This window comes from Streptomyces sp. NBC_00513, assembly GCF_041431415.1.
GTDB lineage: Bacteria > Actinomycetota > Actinomycetes > Streptomycetales > Streptomycetaceae > Streptomyces.
In genome coordinates this window covers 3,153,878-3,170,643 of record NZ_CP107845.1, presented here as the reverse complement: position 1 = coordinate 3,170,643, position 16,766 = coordinate 3,153,878, and the positions used below count along the sequence as shown (strand labels likewise).

General features: G+C 73.0%; 17 protein-coding genes. 12 read left to right on the top strand and 5 right to left on the bottom strand.

Annotated features, from left to right (window positions below; genetic code table 11):
- Positions 1-38 precede the first annotated feature (38 nt).
- Complete coding sequence (locus OHA84_RS14720) at positions 39-2,582, bottom strand: transglycosylase domain-containing protein (protein WP_266971354.1); 2,544 nt, start codon at positions 2,580-2,582, stop codon at positions 39-41.
- 177 nt (positions 2,583-2,759) lie between these two features.
- On the opposite strand from OHA84_RS14720, the gene OHA84_RS14715 reads away from it, so the two are divergent.
- From OHA84_RS14715 to OHA84_RS14695, 5 genes are all read left to right on the top strand, one after another.
- Entirely contained in the window at positions 2,760-3,575 is an 816-nt protein-coding gene (locus tag OHA84_RS14715; RefSeq protein ID WP_053683107.1) for an ABC-2 family transporter protein, read from the top strand.
- Positions 3,576-3,669: 94 nt separating this feature from the next.
- A complete protein-coding gene (locus OHA84_RS14710; RefSeq protein ID WP_053683122.1) occupies positions 3,670-4,440 on the top strand; it encodes an ABC transporter permease in 771 nt (256 codons plus the stop codon).
- A 7-nt stretch (positions 4,441-4,447) separates the two neighbouring features.
- Positions 4,448-5,419 carry an ATP-binding cassette domain-containing protein gene (locus OHA84_RS14705; RefSeq protein ID WP_053683108.1) on the top strand — a complete coding sequence of 324 codons (972 nt, stop codon included), beginning with the start codon at positions 4,448-4,450 and terminating at the stop codon, positions 5,417-5,419.
- 126 nt (positions 5,420-5,545) lie between these two features.
- Positions 5,546-6,220, top strand: a complete 675-nt coding sequence (locus OHA84_RS14700; protein WP_053683110.1) for a DUF1707 domain-containing protein — start codon at positions 5,546-5,548, stop codon at positions 6,218-6,220.
- Positions 6,221-6,334: 114 nt separating this feature from the next.
- Positions 6,335-7,708, top strand: coding sequence for a DUF445 domain-containing protein (locus OHA84_RS14695; RefSeq protein ID WP_078999574.1), 1,374 nt, complete (start codon positions 6,335-6,337; stop codon positions 7,706-7,708).
- Positions 7,709-7,788: 80 nt separating this feature from the next.
- Here OHA84_RS14695 and OHA84_RS14690 read toward each other — a convergent pair whose 3' ends face one another.
- Together OHA84_RS14690 and OHA84_RS14685 are read right to left on the bottom strand one after the other, a co-directional pair.
- Positions 7,789-8,088, bottom strand: a complete 300-nt coding sequence (locus OHA84_RS14690; protein ID WP_053683112.1) for a hypothetical protein — start codon at positions 8,086-8,088, stop codon at positions 7,789-7,791.
- Between the two features lie 120 nt (positions 8,089-8,208).
- Positions 8,209-8,385, bottom strand: coding sequence for a hypothetical protein (locus OHA84_RS14685; protein ID WP_159041601.1), 177 nt, complete (start codon positions 8,383-8,385; stop codon positions 8,209-8,211).
- A 219-nt stretch (positions 8,386-8,604) separates the two neighbouring features.
- Between OHA84_RS14685 and OHA84_RS14680 the strand changes: the two genes are divergently transcribed.
- From OHA84_RS14680 to OHA84_RS14670, 3 genes are all read left to right on the top strand, one after another.
- The gene (locus OHA84_RS14680; protein WP_234350314.1) at positions 8,605-9,141 is read left to right on the top strand and encodes a GNAT family N-acetyltransferase; all 537 of its coding nucleotides are present in this window, start codon (positions 8,605-8,607) and stop codon (positions 9,139-9,141) included.
- Positions 9,142-9,659: 518 nt separating this feature from the next.
- Complete coding sequence (locus OHA84_RS14675) at positions 9,660-10,463, top strand: hypothetical protein (protein WP_266971358.1); 804 nt, start codon at positions 9,660-9,662, stop codon at positions 10,461-10,463.
- 4 nt (positions 10,464-10,467) lie between these two features.
- Positions 10,468-11,058, top strand: coding sequence for a very short patch repair endonuclease (locus tag OHA84_RS14670; protein ID WP_266971359.1), 591 nt, complete (start codon positions 10,468-10,470; stop codon positions 11,056-11,058).
- Between the two features lie 7 nt (positions 11,059-11,065).
- Here OHA84_RS14670 and OHA84_RS14665 read toward each other — a convergent pair whose 3' ends face one another.
- Positions 11,066-12,322 (bottom strand): DNA cytosine methyltransferase, encoded by a 1,257-nt coding sequence (locus OHA84_RS14665; RefSeq protein WP_266971360.1) that lies wholly within the window; start codon positions 12,320-12,322, stop codon positions 11,066-11,068.
- A gap of 64 nt (positions 12,323-12,386) precedes the next feature.
- On the bottom strand, positions 12,387-13,382 hold the full coding sequence (locus OHA84_RS14660; RefSeq protein WP_053684282.1) for an SEC-C metal-binding domain-containing protein: 996 nt from the start codon (positions 13,380-13,382) through the stop codon (positions 12,387-12,389).
- 56 nt (positions 13,383-13,438) lie between these two features.
- Between OHA84_RS14660 and OHA84_RS14655 the strand changes: the two genes are divergently transcribed.
- The 4 genes from OHA84_RS14655 to OHA84_RS14640 all read left to right on the top strand — a co-directional run bounded on the left by OHA84_RS14655 (position 13,439) and on the right by OHA84_RS14640 (position 16,747).
- Positions 13,439-14,299 carry a class E sortase gene (locus OHA84_RS14655; protein WP_266971362.1) on the top strand — a complete coding sequence of 287 codons (861 nt, stop codon included), beginning with the start codon at positions 13,439-13,441 and terminating at the stop codon, positions 14,297-14,299.
- Between the two features lie 274 nt (positions 14,300-14,573).
- The gene (locus tag OHA84_RS14650) at positions 14,574-14,840 is read left to right on the top strand and encodes a DUF6412 domain-containing protein (protein WP_053684295.1); all 267 of its coding nucleotides are present in this window, start codon (positions 14,574-14,576) and stop codon (positions 14,838-14,840) included.
- 110 nt (positions 14,841-14,950) lie between these two features.
- The gene (locus OHA84_RS14645; RefSeq protein WP_266971363.1) at positions 14,951-15,751 is read left to right on the top strand and encodes a YidC/Oxa1 family membrane protein insertase; all 801 of its coding nucleotides are present in this window, start codon (positions 14,951-14,953) and stop codon (positions 15,749-15,751) included.
- 138 nt (positions 15,752-15,889) lie between these two features.
- Positions 15,890-16,747, top strand: coding sequence for a fumarylacetoacetate hydrolase family protein (locus OHA84_RS14640; protein ID WP_266947592.1), 858 nt, complete (start codon positions 15,890-15,892; stop codon positions 16,745-16,747).
- The last annotated feature ends 19 nt before the right edge of the window (positions 16,748-16,766 follow it).

Below are 16,766 nucleotides of genomic sequence, written 5' to 3'. Positions count from 1 at the left end.
CGGGTGCCGCCCCGGCGCGCGCTTCGGGCCGGCGCGCGTCACTCCAGGTAGTCCGCCGGGGGACGCCGGCCCCGCAGGAGTCCGCCCGGGCCCTGGTCCGGCGGGGGCTGGTCGCCCTGGCCGTCGCCCCCGGCGCTCTGGCCGCCCCGGCTCTGGCCACCACCGGTGTCGCCCCCGGTGGTCCGGCCCGCGGTGGCCTGTCCGCCGTTGGTCTGGCCGCCCTGGGTGTCGCCCCCGGTGCTCTGCCCGCCGTCGGTGTCGCCGCCCGTGTTCCGTCCGCCGTCGGTCTGCCCCTGGTCGCGGCCCTGGCCCTCGTTCCGCCCCTGTCCCTGCGTCCGACCCTGGTCCCGGCCGCCCTGGTCCCCGCCGTCGCTCGGCCGGGCGGGCCGGCTCGGCGACACGGGAGCGGCGGGGGTCCGGCTGCCCGGGTTCTGCGTCCGGCTCGGCTCGACGGGTGGCTCCGGGGGTGGGGCCGCGCCCTCCTGGAGTTCGAGGTCGAAGTCGACGGGGTCCGTGGTCTCCAGGGCCGCCTTGGTGTACGCCGCCCAGATGCGCGCCGGGTACCCGCCGCCGCCGATGCGGTTCTCGCCGAGCGCCCCGTACAGGGACTCCAGCCTGCCCGTGTCGGGGTCCTGGCCCATCATCGAGACCACCGTGACCAGGTCCGGGGTGTACGCGGCGAACCAGGCGGCGCGGTCCAGTTCGGCGGTGCCGGTCTTGCCGGCCGCCGGCCGGCCGGCGGCGAGGGCGGCCGTGCCGGTGCCGTTGTCCACCACGCTGACCAGCATCGAGGTGGTGGTGTCCGCCGATTCGCGGCTGACGGCCTGCTGCGGGGCGCGGTCGGGGAGGCGGACGGTGTCGCCGCCCTTGCTGATCTTCTCCAGGAAGGTGTAGGGGGTGCGGCGGCCGTGGTCGGCGAGCGTCGCGTAGGCCTGGGTCATGTCCAGGACGCTGGCCTGGATGGTGCCGAGTGCCATCGCCGGGCCGGGATCCCAGTTCGGGGTGTTCGCGGGGATGCCGAGGGCGACCGCCGTCTCCTTGACCTTGGCGGTGCCGACGTCGACGACCATCTGGGCGAAGACGGTGTTGACGGAGAGGTCGGTGGCGGTGCTCACGGTGATGTCCCCGTACGACAACTGCCCCTCGTTCTCCGGCGCGTAGACCAGCCGGGTGCCCACGACCCGGCGCTTGTTGTCGCCGTTGAAGAGGGTGTTCGGGGTGATGGGGCGGCCGTCCTGGGTGTGGGAGTCGTTCTCGACGGCGGCCGCGAACACGAACGGCTTGAAGGTGGAGGCCACCTGGTAGTCGTGCCGGGTCGCGTTGTTCACGTACTGGCGGGTGTAGTCGATGCCGCCGTACATGGCGACGACCTTGCCGGTGGCCGGGTCGATGGAGACCCCGCCGGCCCGTACGACGCGGTCGGCCTTGCGCGTCCTCGGGTCGAGTTTGGCGACCATCTCGGTGTCGACGGCGGCGACGAAGGCGTTCTGGCGGCGCCTGTCGATGGTCGTGGTGATCCGGTAGCCGCCCTCGGCGAGGGTCTTGTCGTCGAGGATCCCGCGATCGACGATGTAGTCCTTGACGGCTTCGACGAGGTAGCCGCGCTGCCCGGACAGCCCGGCCGCCGGGCGGAGTTTGCCGGGTTCGGGGAACCGGGCCGCCGCCCGTTCGGCCGGGGTCATCCAGCCCTTCTTCACCATGCCGTCGAGGACGTAGTTCCAGCGGGCGACGGCGCGACCGCGGCTCTGCGGGTGGGCGACGACGTCGAAGGCGCTGGGGGAGTTGAGGAGGGTGGCGAGGTAGGCGCCCTCGGCGGTGCCGAGCGTACCCACGTCCTTGCCGTAGTAGGCCTGGGCGGCGGCCTGGATGCCGTAGGCGTTGCGGCCGAAGTAACTGGAGTTCAGATAGCCCTCCAGGATGTAGTCCTTCGACTTCTCACGGCCGAGTTTGATCGCGATGAAGAACTCCTTGGCCTTCCGCTTCACCGTCTGTTCCTGGCCCAGGTAGTAGTTCTTGACGTACTGCTGGGTGATGGTCGAGCCGGACTGCCTGCCCTTGCCGGTGAGCGTGTTCCACGCGGCGCGGAGCATCGCCTTGGGATCCACCGCCCGTTCGGAGTGGAAGTCCCGGTCCTCGGCGGCCAGTACGGTCTCCTGGACCGTGCGCGGGACCTGGGAGAGCGCGACGTTGACGCGGTCGACCTCGCCGTCACGGGCGAGCGGGGAGCCGTCGGCGTAGAGGTAGACGTTGGACTGGGCGGTGGCGGCGGCGTTGGCGGGCGGGATGCGGACCAACAGGTAGCCGGCGACCAGGGCGCCGCCGACCAGCAGGGCGATCAGCAGGACGCCGCCCAGGAGCATGCGCCAGGTGGGGAGGGCCCGGCGCCAACCGGTCCGCCCGCGCCTGGCCTTGCCGGGCTTCGGGCCAGTGCTCCCGGCCGTGTTCCCGGCGGTCCGCGCGCCGCCGTCCTCGTCCCGGGGCGTGCCCCCGGGGCCACGTCCGACGCTCGGGGTCGGTTGCGGTTCGTCGGGGGAGTCCGGGTCGCGAGGAGTCCAGCCCGGGGGTGGTGACTGGTCGCTCATCTCCTGGGCTCCTCGCGGCCGCCGTGCCAAATGTCCACATCTGTCCCTCATGGTGTCTACCTGATGACCACTGATTCCGCGCCGGACGGGCATAAATCGGTCGCGTGGATCGCCCCTCCGCACTAAGCTCGCGCGCTTTGGCCGACACAGGAACGACGTGGGAAACGGAGGGATACGGTGCGTCAGAGAGCTGCTCTCTACACGGCCGTCGCGGCCGGCGGATTCCGGCGCTACGCCACCTACGGGACGGCGACCGCGGCCGGTGTGTTCACCAACACCGTGTTCGGTTTCATCGTCGCGTACACGTACATGGCGCTCTGGGACGAGCGCCCCGGCCTCGGCGGGTACGACCAGGCCGAGGCCCTCACCTTCGTCTGGGTCAGCCAGTCGCTGCTGGCGGCCGGGGCGCTCATCGGGGGCGGGTTCCAGGAGGAGATCCAGGAGCGGGTCCGCACGGGGGACATCGCCGTGGACCTGTACCGCCCGGCGGACCTCCAGATGTGGTGGCTCGCCTCCGACCTGGGCCGGGCCGCCTTCCAACTGCTGGGGCGCGGGGTGCTGCCGATCGTGGCGGGCGCGCTCGCGTTCCGGCTGGCGCTGCCGACCGACCCGTGGCGCTGGGCGCTCTTCATGGTGTCCGTGATCCTCGGACTGGTGGTCGGCTTCGGGGTGCGCTACCTGCTCGGGCTGGCCGCCTTCTGGCTGATGGACGGGGCCGGGATCAACCTGATGGCGACCGTCGTGTCGATCTTCTGCTCGGGGATGCTGCTGCCACTGACGATCTTCCCCGGCGCCTTCGGGGAGTTCGTCCGCGCCCTGCCGTGGGCGGCGATGCTCCAGGTGCCGATGGACGTGTTGATGGGCAAGCACTCCGGGGCCGGGGGCGCCGCCGGGGCGCTCGGGTTCCAGGTGTTCTGGGCGGTCGTCCTGCTGGGGCTGGGGCGGCTGGTCCAGTCGGCGGCGACGCGCAAGGTGGTGGTCCAGGGTGGCTGAGACGACGCTGGAGCGGCCGCCGGTCGGACTGTCGGACCTCCCGCGACGCGGTCGGGTGCGGGAGGGGCTGCGGGGCTACCGGCTGATCGCGGCGATGTGGATCCGCTCGACGATGACGTACCGGGCGTCGTTCCTGCTGTCCACCTTCGGGAACGCGGTGATCACCCTGCTCGACTTCGTGGCGATCTCCATCATGTTCTCGCACGTGGACGCGCTGGGCGGCTTCACCCTGCCCGAGATCGCCCTGCTGTACGGGTCCTGCTCGGCCTCCCTGGGCCTCGCGGACCTGCTGCTGGGCAACACCGACCGGATCGGCGTCCGGATCCGGGACGGCTCGCTCGACACGATGCTGGTGCGGCCGGTGCCGGTGCTCGCGCAGGTGGCGGCGGACCGGTTCGCGTTGCGACGGGTGGGTCGGATCGCCCAGGGGCTCGGTGTGCTGACCTGGGCGCTCTGGACACTGGGCCCCCAGGTGGCGTGGACGCCCGGGAAGGTGCTGCTGGTACCGGTGATGATCACGGCCGGGGCGGCGATCTTCGGGGCGGTGATGGTGGCCGGGGCGGCGTTCCAGTTCGTCGCGGGCGACGCGGCGGAGGTGCAGAACTCCTTCACCTACGGCGGCTGCACGATGCTCCAGTACCCGCCGACCGTCTTCGCGAAGGACCTGCTGCGCGGGGTGACCTTCATCGTGCCGCTGGCCTTCGTCAACTGGCTGCCCGCACTGCACGTGCTGGGGCGGCCCGACCCGTTGGGCCTGCCGGGATGGGTGGCCTACCTGAGCCCCCTGGTGGCCTTCGTGGTGTTCCTGCCCGCGTCGCTCGCGTGGCGCGCGGGAGTTCGTTCGTACCGCAGCACGGGGAGTTGAGGCAGGGATGGCAACGGACACGTTGATCTCGCTGGACGGGGTCGAGAAGGTCTTCGACGTACGACGCCGCGTGGGCCTGGTACGTCGGGAGAAACGCCGGGTCAGGGCCGTGGACGGGATCAGCTTCGAGATCGCGCGGGGCGAGGTCGTCGGCTACATCGGACCGAACGGCGCCGGCAAGTCCACCACGATCAAGATGCTGACGGGGATCCTCACCCCGAGCGCCGGCCGGCTCCGCGTGGCCGGCATCGACCCGGCACGGGAGCGGATGCGGCTCGCGCACCGGATCGGGGTGGTGTTCGGGCAGCGCACCACGCTCTGGTGGGACCTGCCGCTGAAGGACTCCTACGGGCTGATGCGGCGGATGTACCGGATCCCGGCGGCGCGGTTCAAGGAGAACCTGGAACGCTGCGTGGACCGGTTGGACCTGGCCGAGCTGCTCGACGTACCGGTACGCCAACTGTCGTTGGGGCAGCGGATGCGCGGTGACATCGCGGCGGCGCTGCTGCACGATCCGGAGGTGTTGTACCTGGACGAGCCGACGATCGGGCTCGACGTGGTGAGCAAGGCGAGGGTACGCGGGTTCCTGCGGCAGTTGAACGAGGAACTGGGCACGACCGTCCTGCTTACCACGCACGACCTCCAGGACATCGAGCAGCTCTGCGAGCGGGTGATGGTGATCGACCACGGGCGGTTGATGTACGACGGTCCGCTGGGCGGGTTGCACACGTCGGTGGCCGGCGGGGCGGGCGAGCGGACGCTGGTGGTGGACCTGGAACGGGAGGTCCCGCCGATCGAGGTGGTCGGGGCGCGGGTGGTGCGGGTGGACGGGCCCCGGCAGTGGCTGGCGTTCCCCGCGCAGGCGTCGGCGGCGCCGCTGGTGGCGGCGGTGGCGGCGCAGTACCCGCTGGTGGACCTGTCGGTGCGCGAGCCGGACATCGAGGACGTGATCGCGCGGATGTACGCGGGCCGGGGGTGACGCCTCGTCCACGGCGCGGGGGCAGGGGCGCACGCCACGGGTCCGGGGCGACTCAGGGTAAAGCCCGGGTGCGGTGGGCCGCTCGGGCCATACAACTCGCCGCGATCACTGCATAGGCTGGGCCACATGAGTGACGATCGGTCGGAGAGGCCGTTGCCGGAACTGAGGGCGTCCGATGCCGACCGGGACCGGGTGGTGGAGCGCCTGCGGGACGCCGTCGCCGAGGGCCGGCTGGACATGGAGGAGTTCGAGGAGAGGCTGGAGGCGGCGTACGCGTCCCGTACCTACGGTGAGTTGGAACCGCTGACGCGCGACCTGCCCGCCGTGCCGGGGGCCGTGGCCCCCCTGGCGTCCGGGCAGCCCGCGCCCGCGGGTTCCGGTGTCGCGTGGCCCGCGCGGATCGGCGGCTCGGGCACCTCCGCCACGGCCGTCGCCGTGATGTCGGGGTTCCAGCGCAAGGGGCACTGGACGGTGCCCGCCCGCTTCAACGCGGTGGCGTTCTGGGGCGGCGGCGAGCTGGACCTGCGGGAGGCGAACTTCGCCCAGCGAGAGGTGGTGATCACCTGCGTCGCCGTCATGGGCGGGATCCAGATCATCGTGCCGCCGGGCGTGGAGGTGGACGTTCGGGGCATCGGGGTGATGGGCGCCTTCGATCAGCGCCCGAGCTCCGAGCGGGCGGAACCGGGGGCTCCGCGGGTGGTCGTGAACGGCTTCGCCTTCTGGGGCGGGGTCGAGATCAAGGTCAAGCCGCCGAAGACGCCCAAGCAGGCGCGCGGCGGGCGGCCCCGCAAGGAGCTGTAGGCCGTCCCTCGCGGATCTTGCCGGGGAGGTTCGCCCGGATCGCCGACGGTCCTCCCTCGGGGGGATCGGTACGGCGCGCCGGGAACTCCTCGGACCTCCCGGGAGTCGGATGCTATGCAGACAAAACCGGCCACCGGGGGAAGGCAGGAGCACGTGGAAGACGTGGACAACCGCGACAGGGCGCACGCCGGGGCCGCGGCACCGGCCGCACCACCCGCCCGAGGCGCGTTCGTGTTCAACGCGGCGGACGAGGAGCGGCAGCGCGGCGTACGCCGGATGAAGGCCACCGCCACCGGCCTGCTGGTCCTGGTGGCACTGGTCTACGTGCTCGCCACATGGGCGGAGCACAGGGGCGCGGGCGCCTGGGCCGGGTATGTGGCGGCGGCGGCCGAGGCGGGCATGGTCGGCGCGCTCGCCGACTGGTTCGCGGTCACCGCTCTGTTCCGGCGACCGCTGGGCCTGCCCATCCCGCACACCGCGATCATCCCGACGAAGAAGGACCAGCTCGGCGTCTCCCTCGGGGAGTTCGTCGGGGAGAACTTCCTCTCCGCGGAAGTGGTGCGGGCCCGCCTCGGCGCGCTCGGGATCGGCGGCCGGCTCGGATCCTGGCTGGCGGAGCCCGCCCACGCCGACCGGGTCACGGCGGAGTTGGCCACCGCGCTGCGCGGGGCGCTGACCGTCCTGCGCGACGCCGACGTCCAGGCCGTCGTCGGCGAGGCGATCACCAGACGGGCCGAGAGCGCCGAGATCGCGCCCGGCATCGGCAAGATGCTGGAGCGGGTCGTCGCGGACGGTGGGCACCACCGCGGCGTCGACCTGATCTGCGTCAAGGCGCACGACTGGCTCGTGCTGCACGGGGACTCGGTCATGGACGCGGTACAGGGCGGTGCCCCCGGCTGGACCCCCCGGTTCGTCGACCGCAAGATCGGCGACCGGGTGTACAAGGAGCTGCTGCGCTTCGTCACCGAGATGCGGGACATGCCCGAGCACCCGGCACGGGGCGCGGTGGACCGGTTCCTGAAGGACTTCGCGGTCGACCTGCAATCGGACACCGACACCCGGGCACGGGTCGAGCGGCTCAAGAACGACGTCCTGTCCCGGGGCGAGGTGCAGGACGTGATCGCCTCGGCCTGGACCGCGATCCGGTCGATGATCCTCTCGGCGGCCGAGGACGAGCAGAGCGAACTGCGCCTGCGGGTGCGGTCCTCACTGATGTCCCTGGGCGCGCGCCTGGCCACGGACGGCCGGCTCCAGGCCAAGCTGGAGGGCTGGATCGAGGGCGCGCTGGTGTACGTGGTCACCACCTACCGGACGGAGGTCACCTCGTTGATCACCGACACGGTGGCGGGATGGGACGCGGAGCACACCTCGCGGAAGATCGAGGCGCACATCGGGCGCGACCTCCAGTTCATCCGGATCAACGGCACGGTCGTGGGCGCGTTGGCGGGACTGCTCATCTACTCGGTGTCGAAGGCGTTCGGGGCGTAGGCCGTCTCTTTCGGACCTTGCCGGGGCGGGCCTGGGCCCCGTCCTGGGCCCCGCACTCCGGCCGGGCTCAGGGGGGCGGCTCAGCCCCGGTCGGCCACGACCCAGGCGGCCGCCGCGACCACGCCCGCCGCGCCGAACACGGCCGGCCAGGCGCCGACCTTCTTGGCGAGGGGGTGGGAGCCCGCGAAGCCGGCCACGTACAGCGCCCCGAGTCCGGCCGCGGCGGGCGCGCCGGCCCGCCGGTGCCAGCCACGGCCGGCGGCGATCCCGGCCGCGCCGAGGACGACCCCGCCCAGGGGGCGCTTCCCGGTCCACCGGGCCACGGCGTAGCCGCCCACCAGTCCGGCCGCCGCCACCAACGAGGTCGGTACCCGCTCCATGTGTCCCACTCCCTCTGCGCGTTCTGACGTAGTCGCCCCGCACGGTCCGTTCAGTCCGGCAGTCCGGCAGTCCGGCAGTCCGGCAGTCCGGGGAACCATGCGTACGGTTGTCCGACGAGGCTAACGCGAGCGCCTGGCCATCCGACGGGCGCCCAGCGCCCCGCACACCATCGCGATCCCGCCGATCACCGAGTCCGGCACCGCGGCCTGCACCGAAGGCGGCAGCAACGCCACGCAACCGAGCACGAGGAGGAAGGCCAGGGCGCACCCGCCGGCCGCTCGAAACAGTCTGTCCACGGCTGGACAACGCGCCGTCCGGTTTCCCGACACGGAGACCGGGGAGGGGATTTGTCGCACACTCTCCTGATCCGCGTGATGCCCGTCCCGGCAACCCGAAGCGCATAAATTCGCTCTCCCAAGACAAACGGGAGATTCCCCACCACAGCCCTCGGGTGTCTGTGCCCGCGGGATCCGCCACCCCACCGCCCCACCCTCGACATCAGGAGCCCGGACATCGTGATCTGCTACGGACAGGCCGTCCTCGACCTCGCGGACGAACTGGTCGACGCCTACGCCGACGTCTTCTCCGCCCCACCGTGGAACGAGGATGAAGAAACCATTCGCCTGTTCGCGGCCCGCCTCCCGGCCGACGCCCGGCGCCGTGGTTTCCGTACCGCCCTCGCCCAGTCCGCGACCGGCATCGACGGCTTCGCCACCGGCTGGCTCACCCCGAACGCCTTCCCCAAGAACCGCGCGTACGCCCAGGTCGCCGCCCAGCTCGGACCGGCCCGGGTCAAGGAACTCCTCACCGGCGCGCTGGAGATAGACGAACTCGCCGTACGCCCCCACGCGCGCGGCCGCGGCACCGGCCGCGACCTGCTCACCGAGATCACCGCCGACGCCCCCGACCGGCGCGCCTGGCTGCTGACCTCCCGGCTCGCCCACGACACGGTGGCGACGTACCGGCGCCTGGGCTGGCACGAGGTCACCGCGCTGCCCGGCACCGAGACCGGCGTCGTCGTCTTCCTGGCCCCGGACCACCCGAACCGCTGATCCCGACCCGGCCCGGGGGTGGGCCGCACCGCCACCGGGCAGGTCCGCCCCATGACCACCACGCAGCGGACCCGCCCGACCCCTCCGAGCCGACCTGGCCGCGCGCCCTCGCCGAGCCGGGGGACCCCACCGCCCTCACCGCGCCGGGCGACCTCGCCGAACCAACCGCCTCCACCGAGCCGCGCGACCTCACCGATCCATCCCACCTCACCGAGCCGCGCGCCTCGCCGAGCCGGGCGACCCCACCGCCCTCACCGCGCGGCGCCGCCCCACCGACCCACCCGACCCCACCGACCCACCCGGCCCGCCCGCCCCGCCCAGCGGAAGGCGCCGGCACGTCCCGGGCCACCCGGCACCGGTACGACCTGGCCACCCGCCGGCAGCTCCTCGCCGCCGGCGTCCCCGCCGGGACGATCACCTCCCGGAGCCGGCCGGGAGGCCCCTGGCAGCGGCTGCTGCCCCGCGTCCACCTGCTCCAGACCGGCCCCCCGGACCGACGGCAACGCGCCCTCGCCGCCGTGATGTACGCCGCCGAGCCCACCGCCGACCCGCTCACGGGGGACACGGCCGCCCTCACCGGCGGGGCGGCCCTCGCCCTCCTCGGTGTCCGCGACGCCCCGGACACCCCCGCCGACGTCCTGATCCGTGCCCCGCGCCGGGTCGCCGCCACCGGCGGGGTCCGCCCGCTGCCCACCACCCGGTGGCCGCGCACCATCGCCGTCCACGGCGTTCCGAGCACCCGCCCGGTGCGCGCCGCCGCCGATTTCGCGGCCCGCGCCACGGACCCCGACCTCATCCGCTCCGTACTGGCCCACGTCGTCCAGGCCGGCTGGTGCCACCCGCGGGACCTGCACGCCGAACTTCGCTCCGCCCGCCTCCTGGCCCGCCCCGCCGTCCGGGCGGCCGCCGCGGAACTCCTGGTGGGCGTCCGCTCGGTCGCCGAGGCACGGGCCCGCGAGGCCCTGGCCGCCGGCGACCTCCCCACCCCCCTGTGGAACGCCCGTCTCCACACCCCCGAAGGGGCCTTTCTGGCCTCCCCGGACGCCTACTGGCCCGACGAGGGCGTGGCCCTGGAGGTCGACTCGGTCGAGTACCACTTCACCCGCGACGCCTGGCAGGCCACCCTCCGGCGCCGACTGCGCCTGGAGGCCCACGGTGTCCTGGTGGTGAGCGTGACCCCGTCGATGGTGCGGGACGCCCCGGCGGAGGTCCTGGCGGCCCTGCGCGTCCTGCTCGCGCTCGGAGGGGGAGCCCGCCCGACGCGACCGACGGTCGTGGCCCGGGGCCACGTCCAGTTGGAACTGCCCGTGGCACCACAATGAAGGGGTGGAAGCCCTGGAGAGCACTCCCGACGTCCGCGCTCGCATGAGCCGGCAGAAGAGCAAGGACACCAAGATCGAGGTGGCCCTGCGGAAGGCCCTGCACGCCTCGGGACTGCGGTTCCGCGTTCACGGCCGCCCCGTGAAGGGGGTGCGCAGGGAGGCCGACATCGTCTTCGGTCCGGCGCGCGTCGCGGTCTTCGTGGACGGCTGTTTCTGGCACGGCTGCCCGGAGCACGCGACCTGGCCCCGGCGCAACGCGGAGTTCTGGCGGGCGAAGATCGAGGGCAACCAGGCTCGGGACCGGGACACCGACGCGCGGCTCGCGGAGGCGGGCTGGCTGGCCTTCCGGGTGTGGGAGCACGAGCCGCCGGCCGAGTCGGCGGTCCGGGTCGCCGAGGTGGTGGCGCGCCGGAGGGCCGAACGCGCCGCCCGCGCCGCCGCTCGTACGGCCGCCCGCGCCGTCGTCGCCGGTACGGCCGCCGCTGATGCCCGTACCGTCGCCGGTGAGGCCCCCGCCGTCGCCGGTGAGGCCCCTGCCTCCGCCGGTGATGTCCGTGTCGAGGAGGGCGGGGCGGCCGGGTCACCCGCGGGGTGACCTCAGGTCACATGTGGCGGGCGAGGAAGGTGTGGATGGCCCCGGCCAGCGCGGTGCCGAGTCCGACGGGCACGGCGTTGCCGATCTGACGGGCGATCTGGATCTTCGTCCCGTACCACTTGAAGTCCTCGGGGAACCCCTGGATGAGGGCGGCCTCGTAGTGGGTGATGGGCCGGTCCGCGGTCGGGTGGAGGTACCGGCCCTTCTCGGGCTTGTAGAACTCGGTGCGGATGGTGACCGACGGGGTGTGCGCCCGCAATCGCCCCATCACGTCCCCGGAACCCGAGTTGTGGTTGTCCCAGCTCTCCGTGGAGAGGTAGAACTCGGGCCCCTTGAGGCGCTTGTATTCCGCCCCCTCGGTGGACAGGCGGATGTTCCCCGACCGGTCGATGCGGTAGTGGACGCCCCGGAGGTCCTTGCGGTTGCCGTTCTCGGGGATCGCCTTGTACCTGGCGCGCGAGAGGTCTTCCGGGCTGCGGCCGAAGTGCAGGTCCGTGGTGAGGTGGTGGCCCTGTACGCCGGTCACGAGGGCGGGTTCGCCGCCGCGCGGATCCGGCATCCGGTCGAGGAGGGGCCGCTTCGCCGACCGTTCGAAGACCGTCGAGACCGGCTCCCAGCGCGGCAGCGTCGGCGGGGCGTCGACCTCGCCCGTGTGGCCGTGCTTCGCGTGCGTCGGCTCGGGGTGGGTCAACGTCTCACCCAGGTCCTTGCGCGTGCAGATGACGATCACGCGCCGGCGGGCCTGCGGCACCCCGTAGTCGGCGGCGTTCAACAGCGCGGGCACCACGGTGTAGTCGTAGAGCGGGTGACCCGGGGTCTGCGAGGCCGTCCGCAGGTCCTCGAACTGCGGGGACCTCAGGAACCGGTCGACGTTCTCGATCACGAAGACCTTGGGGTGGACCCGGGCCACGACCCGGACGTACTCCTGCCACAGCTCGTTGCGGGGGTCGTCCGGATTCTGCTTGCCCAGTCCGGAGAACCCCTGGCAGGGCGGCCCGCCCATGATCACGTCGACCTCGCCCTTGAACGGGGTGGGGTCGAAGTCCGAGATGTCGCCCGGGTAGACGTGCGCCCCACCGAAGTTGGCCGCGTACGTGGACGCGGCGGCGGGGTCGAACTCGACGGCCGCCACCGAGGCGAAGGGGTTCACGCCCGAACGAGGGGTGTAATGCGAGAAACCAGCAGAAAAGCCGCCCGCCCCGGCGAAGAGGTCCATGACCCGGATCTGGCCAGGCCGGGACGGCTGGGGCTGCATTCTGGTCATGGGGGGCAAGTGTAGTCGCGGGGCATCGCCTCGACGGCCTGTCGGGCGAGCCCCGCCCGGGGGCCTATCCGCCGTGGCACTCCGCGTACGGCTTGCCCGAGGCGCACCAGCAGGAGTCCGTCCGCGACGGGGGCCACGGGGTGGCCTTGCCGCGGGCGGCGAGGGTCGTGGCGAACTCCACGAGCAGGCTCGGAGAGGCCGGGGAGGTCTTCTCCGAGGCCGCGAAGGCCTCGTACGCGGGCACGCTCGCGGTGACGATTCCGAGGTTGGTGGTCCCCGAGGCGGCCAGGGCGCGCAGGGATGTCTCGATGTCCCGCAGGTGGGCCTCGTGCGAGGGGTACTCGGCGGCGAGGGTCGGATAGCTGGTCAGGAGCTCGGCCAGTTCCCGTTGCGGCCAGTGCAGGATGGCCACCGGGAAGGGGCGGGAGAGGGCGGCCCGCCGGTCACCCAGCTCGGCGCGCAGGCGGGCGATCTCGGCGCGGAGCTCGGCCGGGTCGTCGGAGCCCAGGGCCCAGATGCGCTTCGGGTCGTGGAGCTCGTCCAGCGGGATCGGCCCGATGTGGCGGGTGTCGGCGACCATGTCCCAGTCGTCGTGCGGAAGCCCGAGGAGCCGGCGGACCCGGTGTCGGCCGGTGATGAGGGCGGTGGTGGCCCGGGTCAGAGGGGTGCTGTCCGAAATGAGGAGGTTCGCGGCTTCGGTGAAGCACTCCTCCGAGGCGGTCAACTCGTCGTGGGCCTCCAGGGCTTCGGCGATGACCTCCCAGGGGGCCGGATCGACCGGAGCCGCGGCACGGATCCCCTGGATGAGGGCGCGAGCCTCGGCCTCGTGACCGTACTCCCACAGGTTCGCGGCCTGGAGGGCCTTCACGAGGTGCGGGTTGGCCGGCTCGCCGGCGAGGAGTTGGTCGTAGAGCGTGCTCGCCCGGTCGCGTGCGTCGGCCAGTTCGAGGTGGGCCGCGGCCTGGAGGAGCAAGGGCTCCTGGTCCTCGGGGTAGCGGGTCGCCGTGCGGATGAGGCGCTCGGCTTCGGCGATGTGCTCGGCAGGCGTGTCGGGGCGCATGGTTCACACCGTACTGGCCATGGTCAGTTGACGGGGGAGGACTTAGGGTGCCGCCCGTGCGGGATCACATACCTGTGGTGGTGCAGGGGAGCGGCCGGCGGGCGCGCCGGGCCGGTCTCGCGGGGGCGCTGTGGGCGGCGGCGGAGCTGATCGTCACGGCCGGCGTGGTGGTGTTGTTGCTGGTGGTGCACCAGGTGTGGTGGACGAACAGGCAGGCCCTGGCCGCCGCGCGGGACGAGGTCCACGCCCTGGAACGATCCTGGGCCCAGGAGCCGGCCGGGCGCCCGCGCCCCACGCCCGACCCGCCCCCGGGAGAGGGGGCGGCGCCGGCCCCCGAGGACGCCCCGGAACCCGCCCCGGAGTCGAAGGGCGAGCCGGGGACGGGCGGGGAAGGGGGCCCGGGAACCGGTTCGGGCTCCGGCTCGGGCGGGTCCGCCGCGGCCGGCGCGCCCTCCCGCGCCGACGGGCCGCCGGCGCGGGAGGGCTCGTACGCGATCCTGCGCATCCCGCGCCTGGGCGTCGTGGTGCCCGTGGCGCAGGGGATCGACAAGCGGGCCGTGCTGGACAAGGGATACGCCGGGCACTACCCCGGTACGGCCGCTCCCGGCGCGCGGGGGAACCTCGCGCTGGCCGGGCACCGGAACACCCACGGGGAACCCTTCCGGTACATCAACCGGCTGCGCGCGGGGGACGAGCTGATCGTCGACGTGCGGGGCGAGCGGTACACGTACGTCGTGGGGAAGGTCCTGGCGCAGACCACCGAGCGGGACACCGGGGTGATCGCGCCCGTGCCCCGCAGTTCGGTCCGACCCGATCAGGGCTACACCGAGCCGGGCGCCTACATCACGTTGACGACCTGCACGCCCGAGTACACGTCCCGGTACCGGCTGGTGGTGTGGGGGACGCTGAGGCGCTGAGCGGACGAGCGGTCCTGCGCGCGATTCCGGGGTCGGTGCCCGATCCGGGGTCGGTGCGCGATCCGGGGTCGGGGGAGATCCGGGGGCGGAGGCCGGGACCGTTGTCGGTGCGGGCGGTTATCATCGGGGCGAGCAGCAGGTCTCGTACGCGAGTTCGTGAGAGGAGGCGGTCCCCATGGCCGGACGACCCGTCGGTCGTTCCACCGGTCGCCTCGGCGCGCGCCTCTCCGCCCTCCTGTCCTCCGTGGTGTTCTCGCGGGGATCGCAGCTGGTGATGACCCTGTTGCTGCTCGGCGGGTTCCTCGGGCTGCTGCTCGGGGAGAACGGCCTGGCCGCCGCGGTGGTCGCGCTGGCCGCCGCCGTCGCCGTGGGCGCAGCGGCCCTGGCCGCCAGCCTCGTGCGGCCCGTGCCGCCCCATCGCATACGCACCGCCATCCGTGATCGCGAGCACCGTACGGCGTTCCTGCCGCAGCGCGATCCCGACGCCTCCGGCCGGTCGCGGCCCAGGGCGCCCGGCCGCCTCGTCCCGACGGCCGCGTAGGGGCGCGCAGATCGCCTTGTCCCACCACTGATCACTGCTGTGCCCCTCGCGGGTCGTCACGCCGAAATGCACCTCTTTCGACGTTCGACGAGACCCTTCGGAGGGCCCGCGTGTCCGTTTTCACTCATCTTGTTGCCCAGCTGGGCCGGCTCCTGGAGCCGGTACTGGCCGAGTCCGCGACCGCCGCCGCGATCGTGCTGTTCACCGTGCTCGTACGGCTCGCCCTGCACCCGCTCAGCCGGGCCGCTTTCCGGGGCGCGACCCCGATGGCCGGGTGCCTGCCGATGCTGCTGCAACTGCCGGTGTTCTTCGTGATGTACCAGGCCTTCTCCTCGGCGAAGGTGAGCGGGGCGGCCAACGAACTGCTGGGCCACCGACTGTTCGCCGCGCCGCTCGGGGACCGGTGGACGGACGCCCTCGGCGAGGGCGGTGTGTTCGGGGCGCCGGGGCTGGTGTTCCTCGGACTGTTCGCGGCGATTGCGGTGGTGGCCGCCTGGAGTGCGGTACGCGGACGGCGGGCCGCCGCGGCCGCGCCGCCGGTCCCGGTCGCCCCGCCCGTCGGCGCGGGGAGGGGGACCACCGCGAAGGGGGTCGCCGTGACGGCCGGTGCCAAGGGGAAGGGCAACGCTCACACGAAGGGCAACGCTCACGCGAAGGCCGGTGCCAAGGCGAGTGCGTCGGCCGCCGCGACCGGGCTCCCGCAGGTCACGGCCGAACAGCAGGCGATGATGCGCAAGCTCGGCGGCGTGCTGCCCCTGCTGTCCTTCGGGACGCTGATCACCGCCGCCGTGGTCCCGCTGGCCGCAGGGCTGTACCTGCTGACCACCACCGCGTGGACCGTCGCCGAACGCGCCTGGCTCCAGCACCGCAAGGAGCGGCAGGACGACGGAGTGCAGCGTTCCAGCCTGTGAAGCGTTCCAGTCTGTGAACAGGGTCTTGCGGACCGGTCATCCATCTTGGAGGATCAACCAATCCTCCGATGGCCGCAACCCATCGGCCGGCCCGTGCACGCCCATGGGCCGACCACCCACGACCACGGGAGAATGCCCATGAAGCTGCTGCGTGTCGGACCGGTCGGGTCGGAGCGCCCCGCGCTGCTCGACCGGGACGGAACCCTGCGGGACCTGTCCGGCCTGATCACGGATGTGGACGGCGCCCTGCTGGCCGACGACTCCGTGCTGTCCCGGGTACGGGAAGCGGCGGCGGCCGGGGAACTGCCGGTGCTCGACGCCGAAGGGCTCCGGATCGGGTCGCCGATCGGCCGCATCGGCAAGATCGTGGGCATCGGCCTGAACTACTTCGCTCACGCGGCCGAGGTCGGCGCGGAACCCCCGGCCGAGCCGATCCTGTTCCTCAAGGCCGCGGACACCGTGGTCGGCCCGGACGACACGGTGCTGATCCCGCGCGGCAGCGTGAAGACCGACTGGGAGGCGGAGCTCGGCGTCGTCATCGGCGCCACCGCCCGCTACCTGGACTCCGCCGAGGAGGGCCTGGCCCACGTCGGCGGGTACACGCTGGTGAACGACGTCTCCGAGCGCGAGTTCCAGATCGAGCGCGGCGGCACCTGGGACAAGGGCAAGAACTGCGAGACCTTCACCCCGCTCGGCCCGTGGCTGGTGACGGCCGACGAGGTCGGCGACCCGCAGCGGTTGGACGTGCGGCTGTGGGTCAACGGCGTCCTGCGGCAGGACGGCAACACGGCGGACCAGATCTTCCCCGTCGGCGAGGTCGTGCGGTACCTGAGCCGCTTCATGACGCTGTACCCGGGCGACGTCATCGTCACCGGCACGCCGGCCGGCGTGGCCATGGGGCAGCCGGAACCGAAGCCGTACCTGCGGGCGGGCGACGTCGTGGAGCTGGAGATCGAGGGCCTCGGCCGGCAGCGCCAGGAGTTCAAGGGCGCGTAGGGCGCTCTTCGGAAGGGCC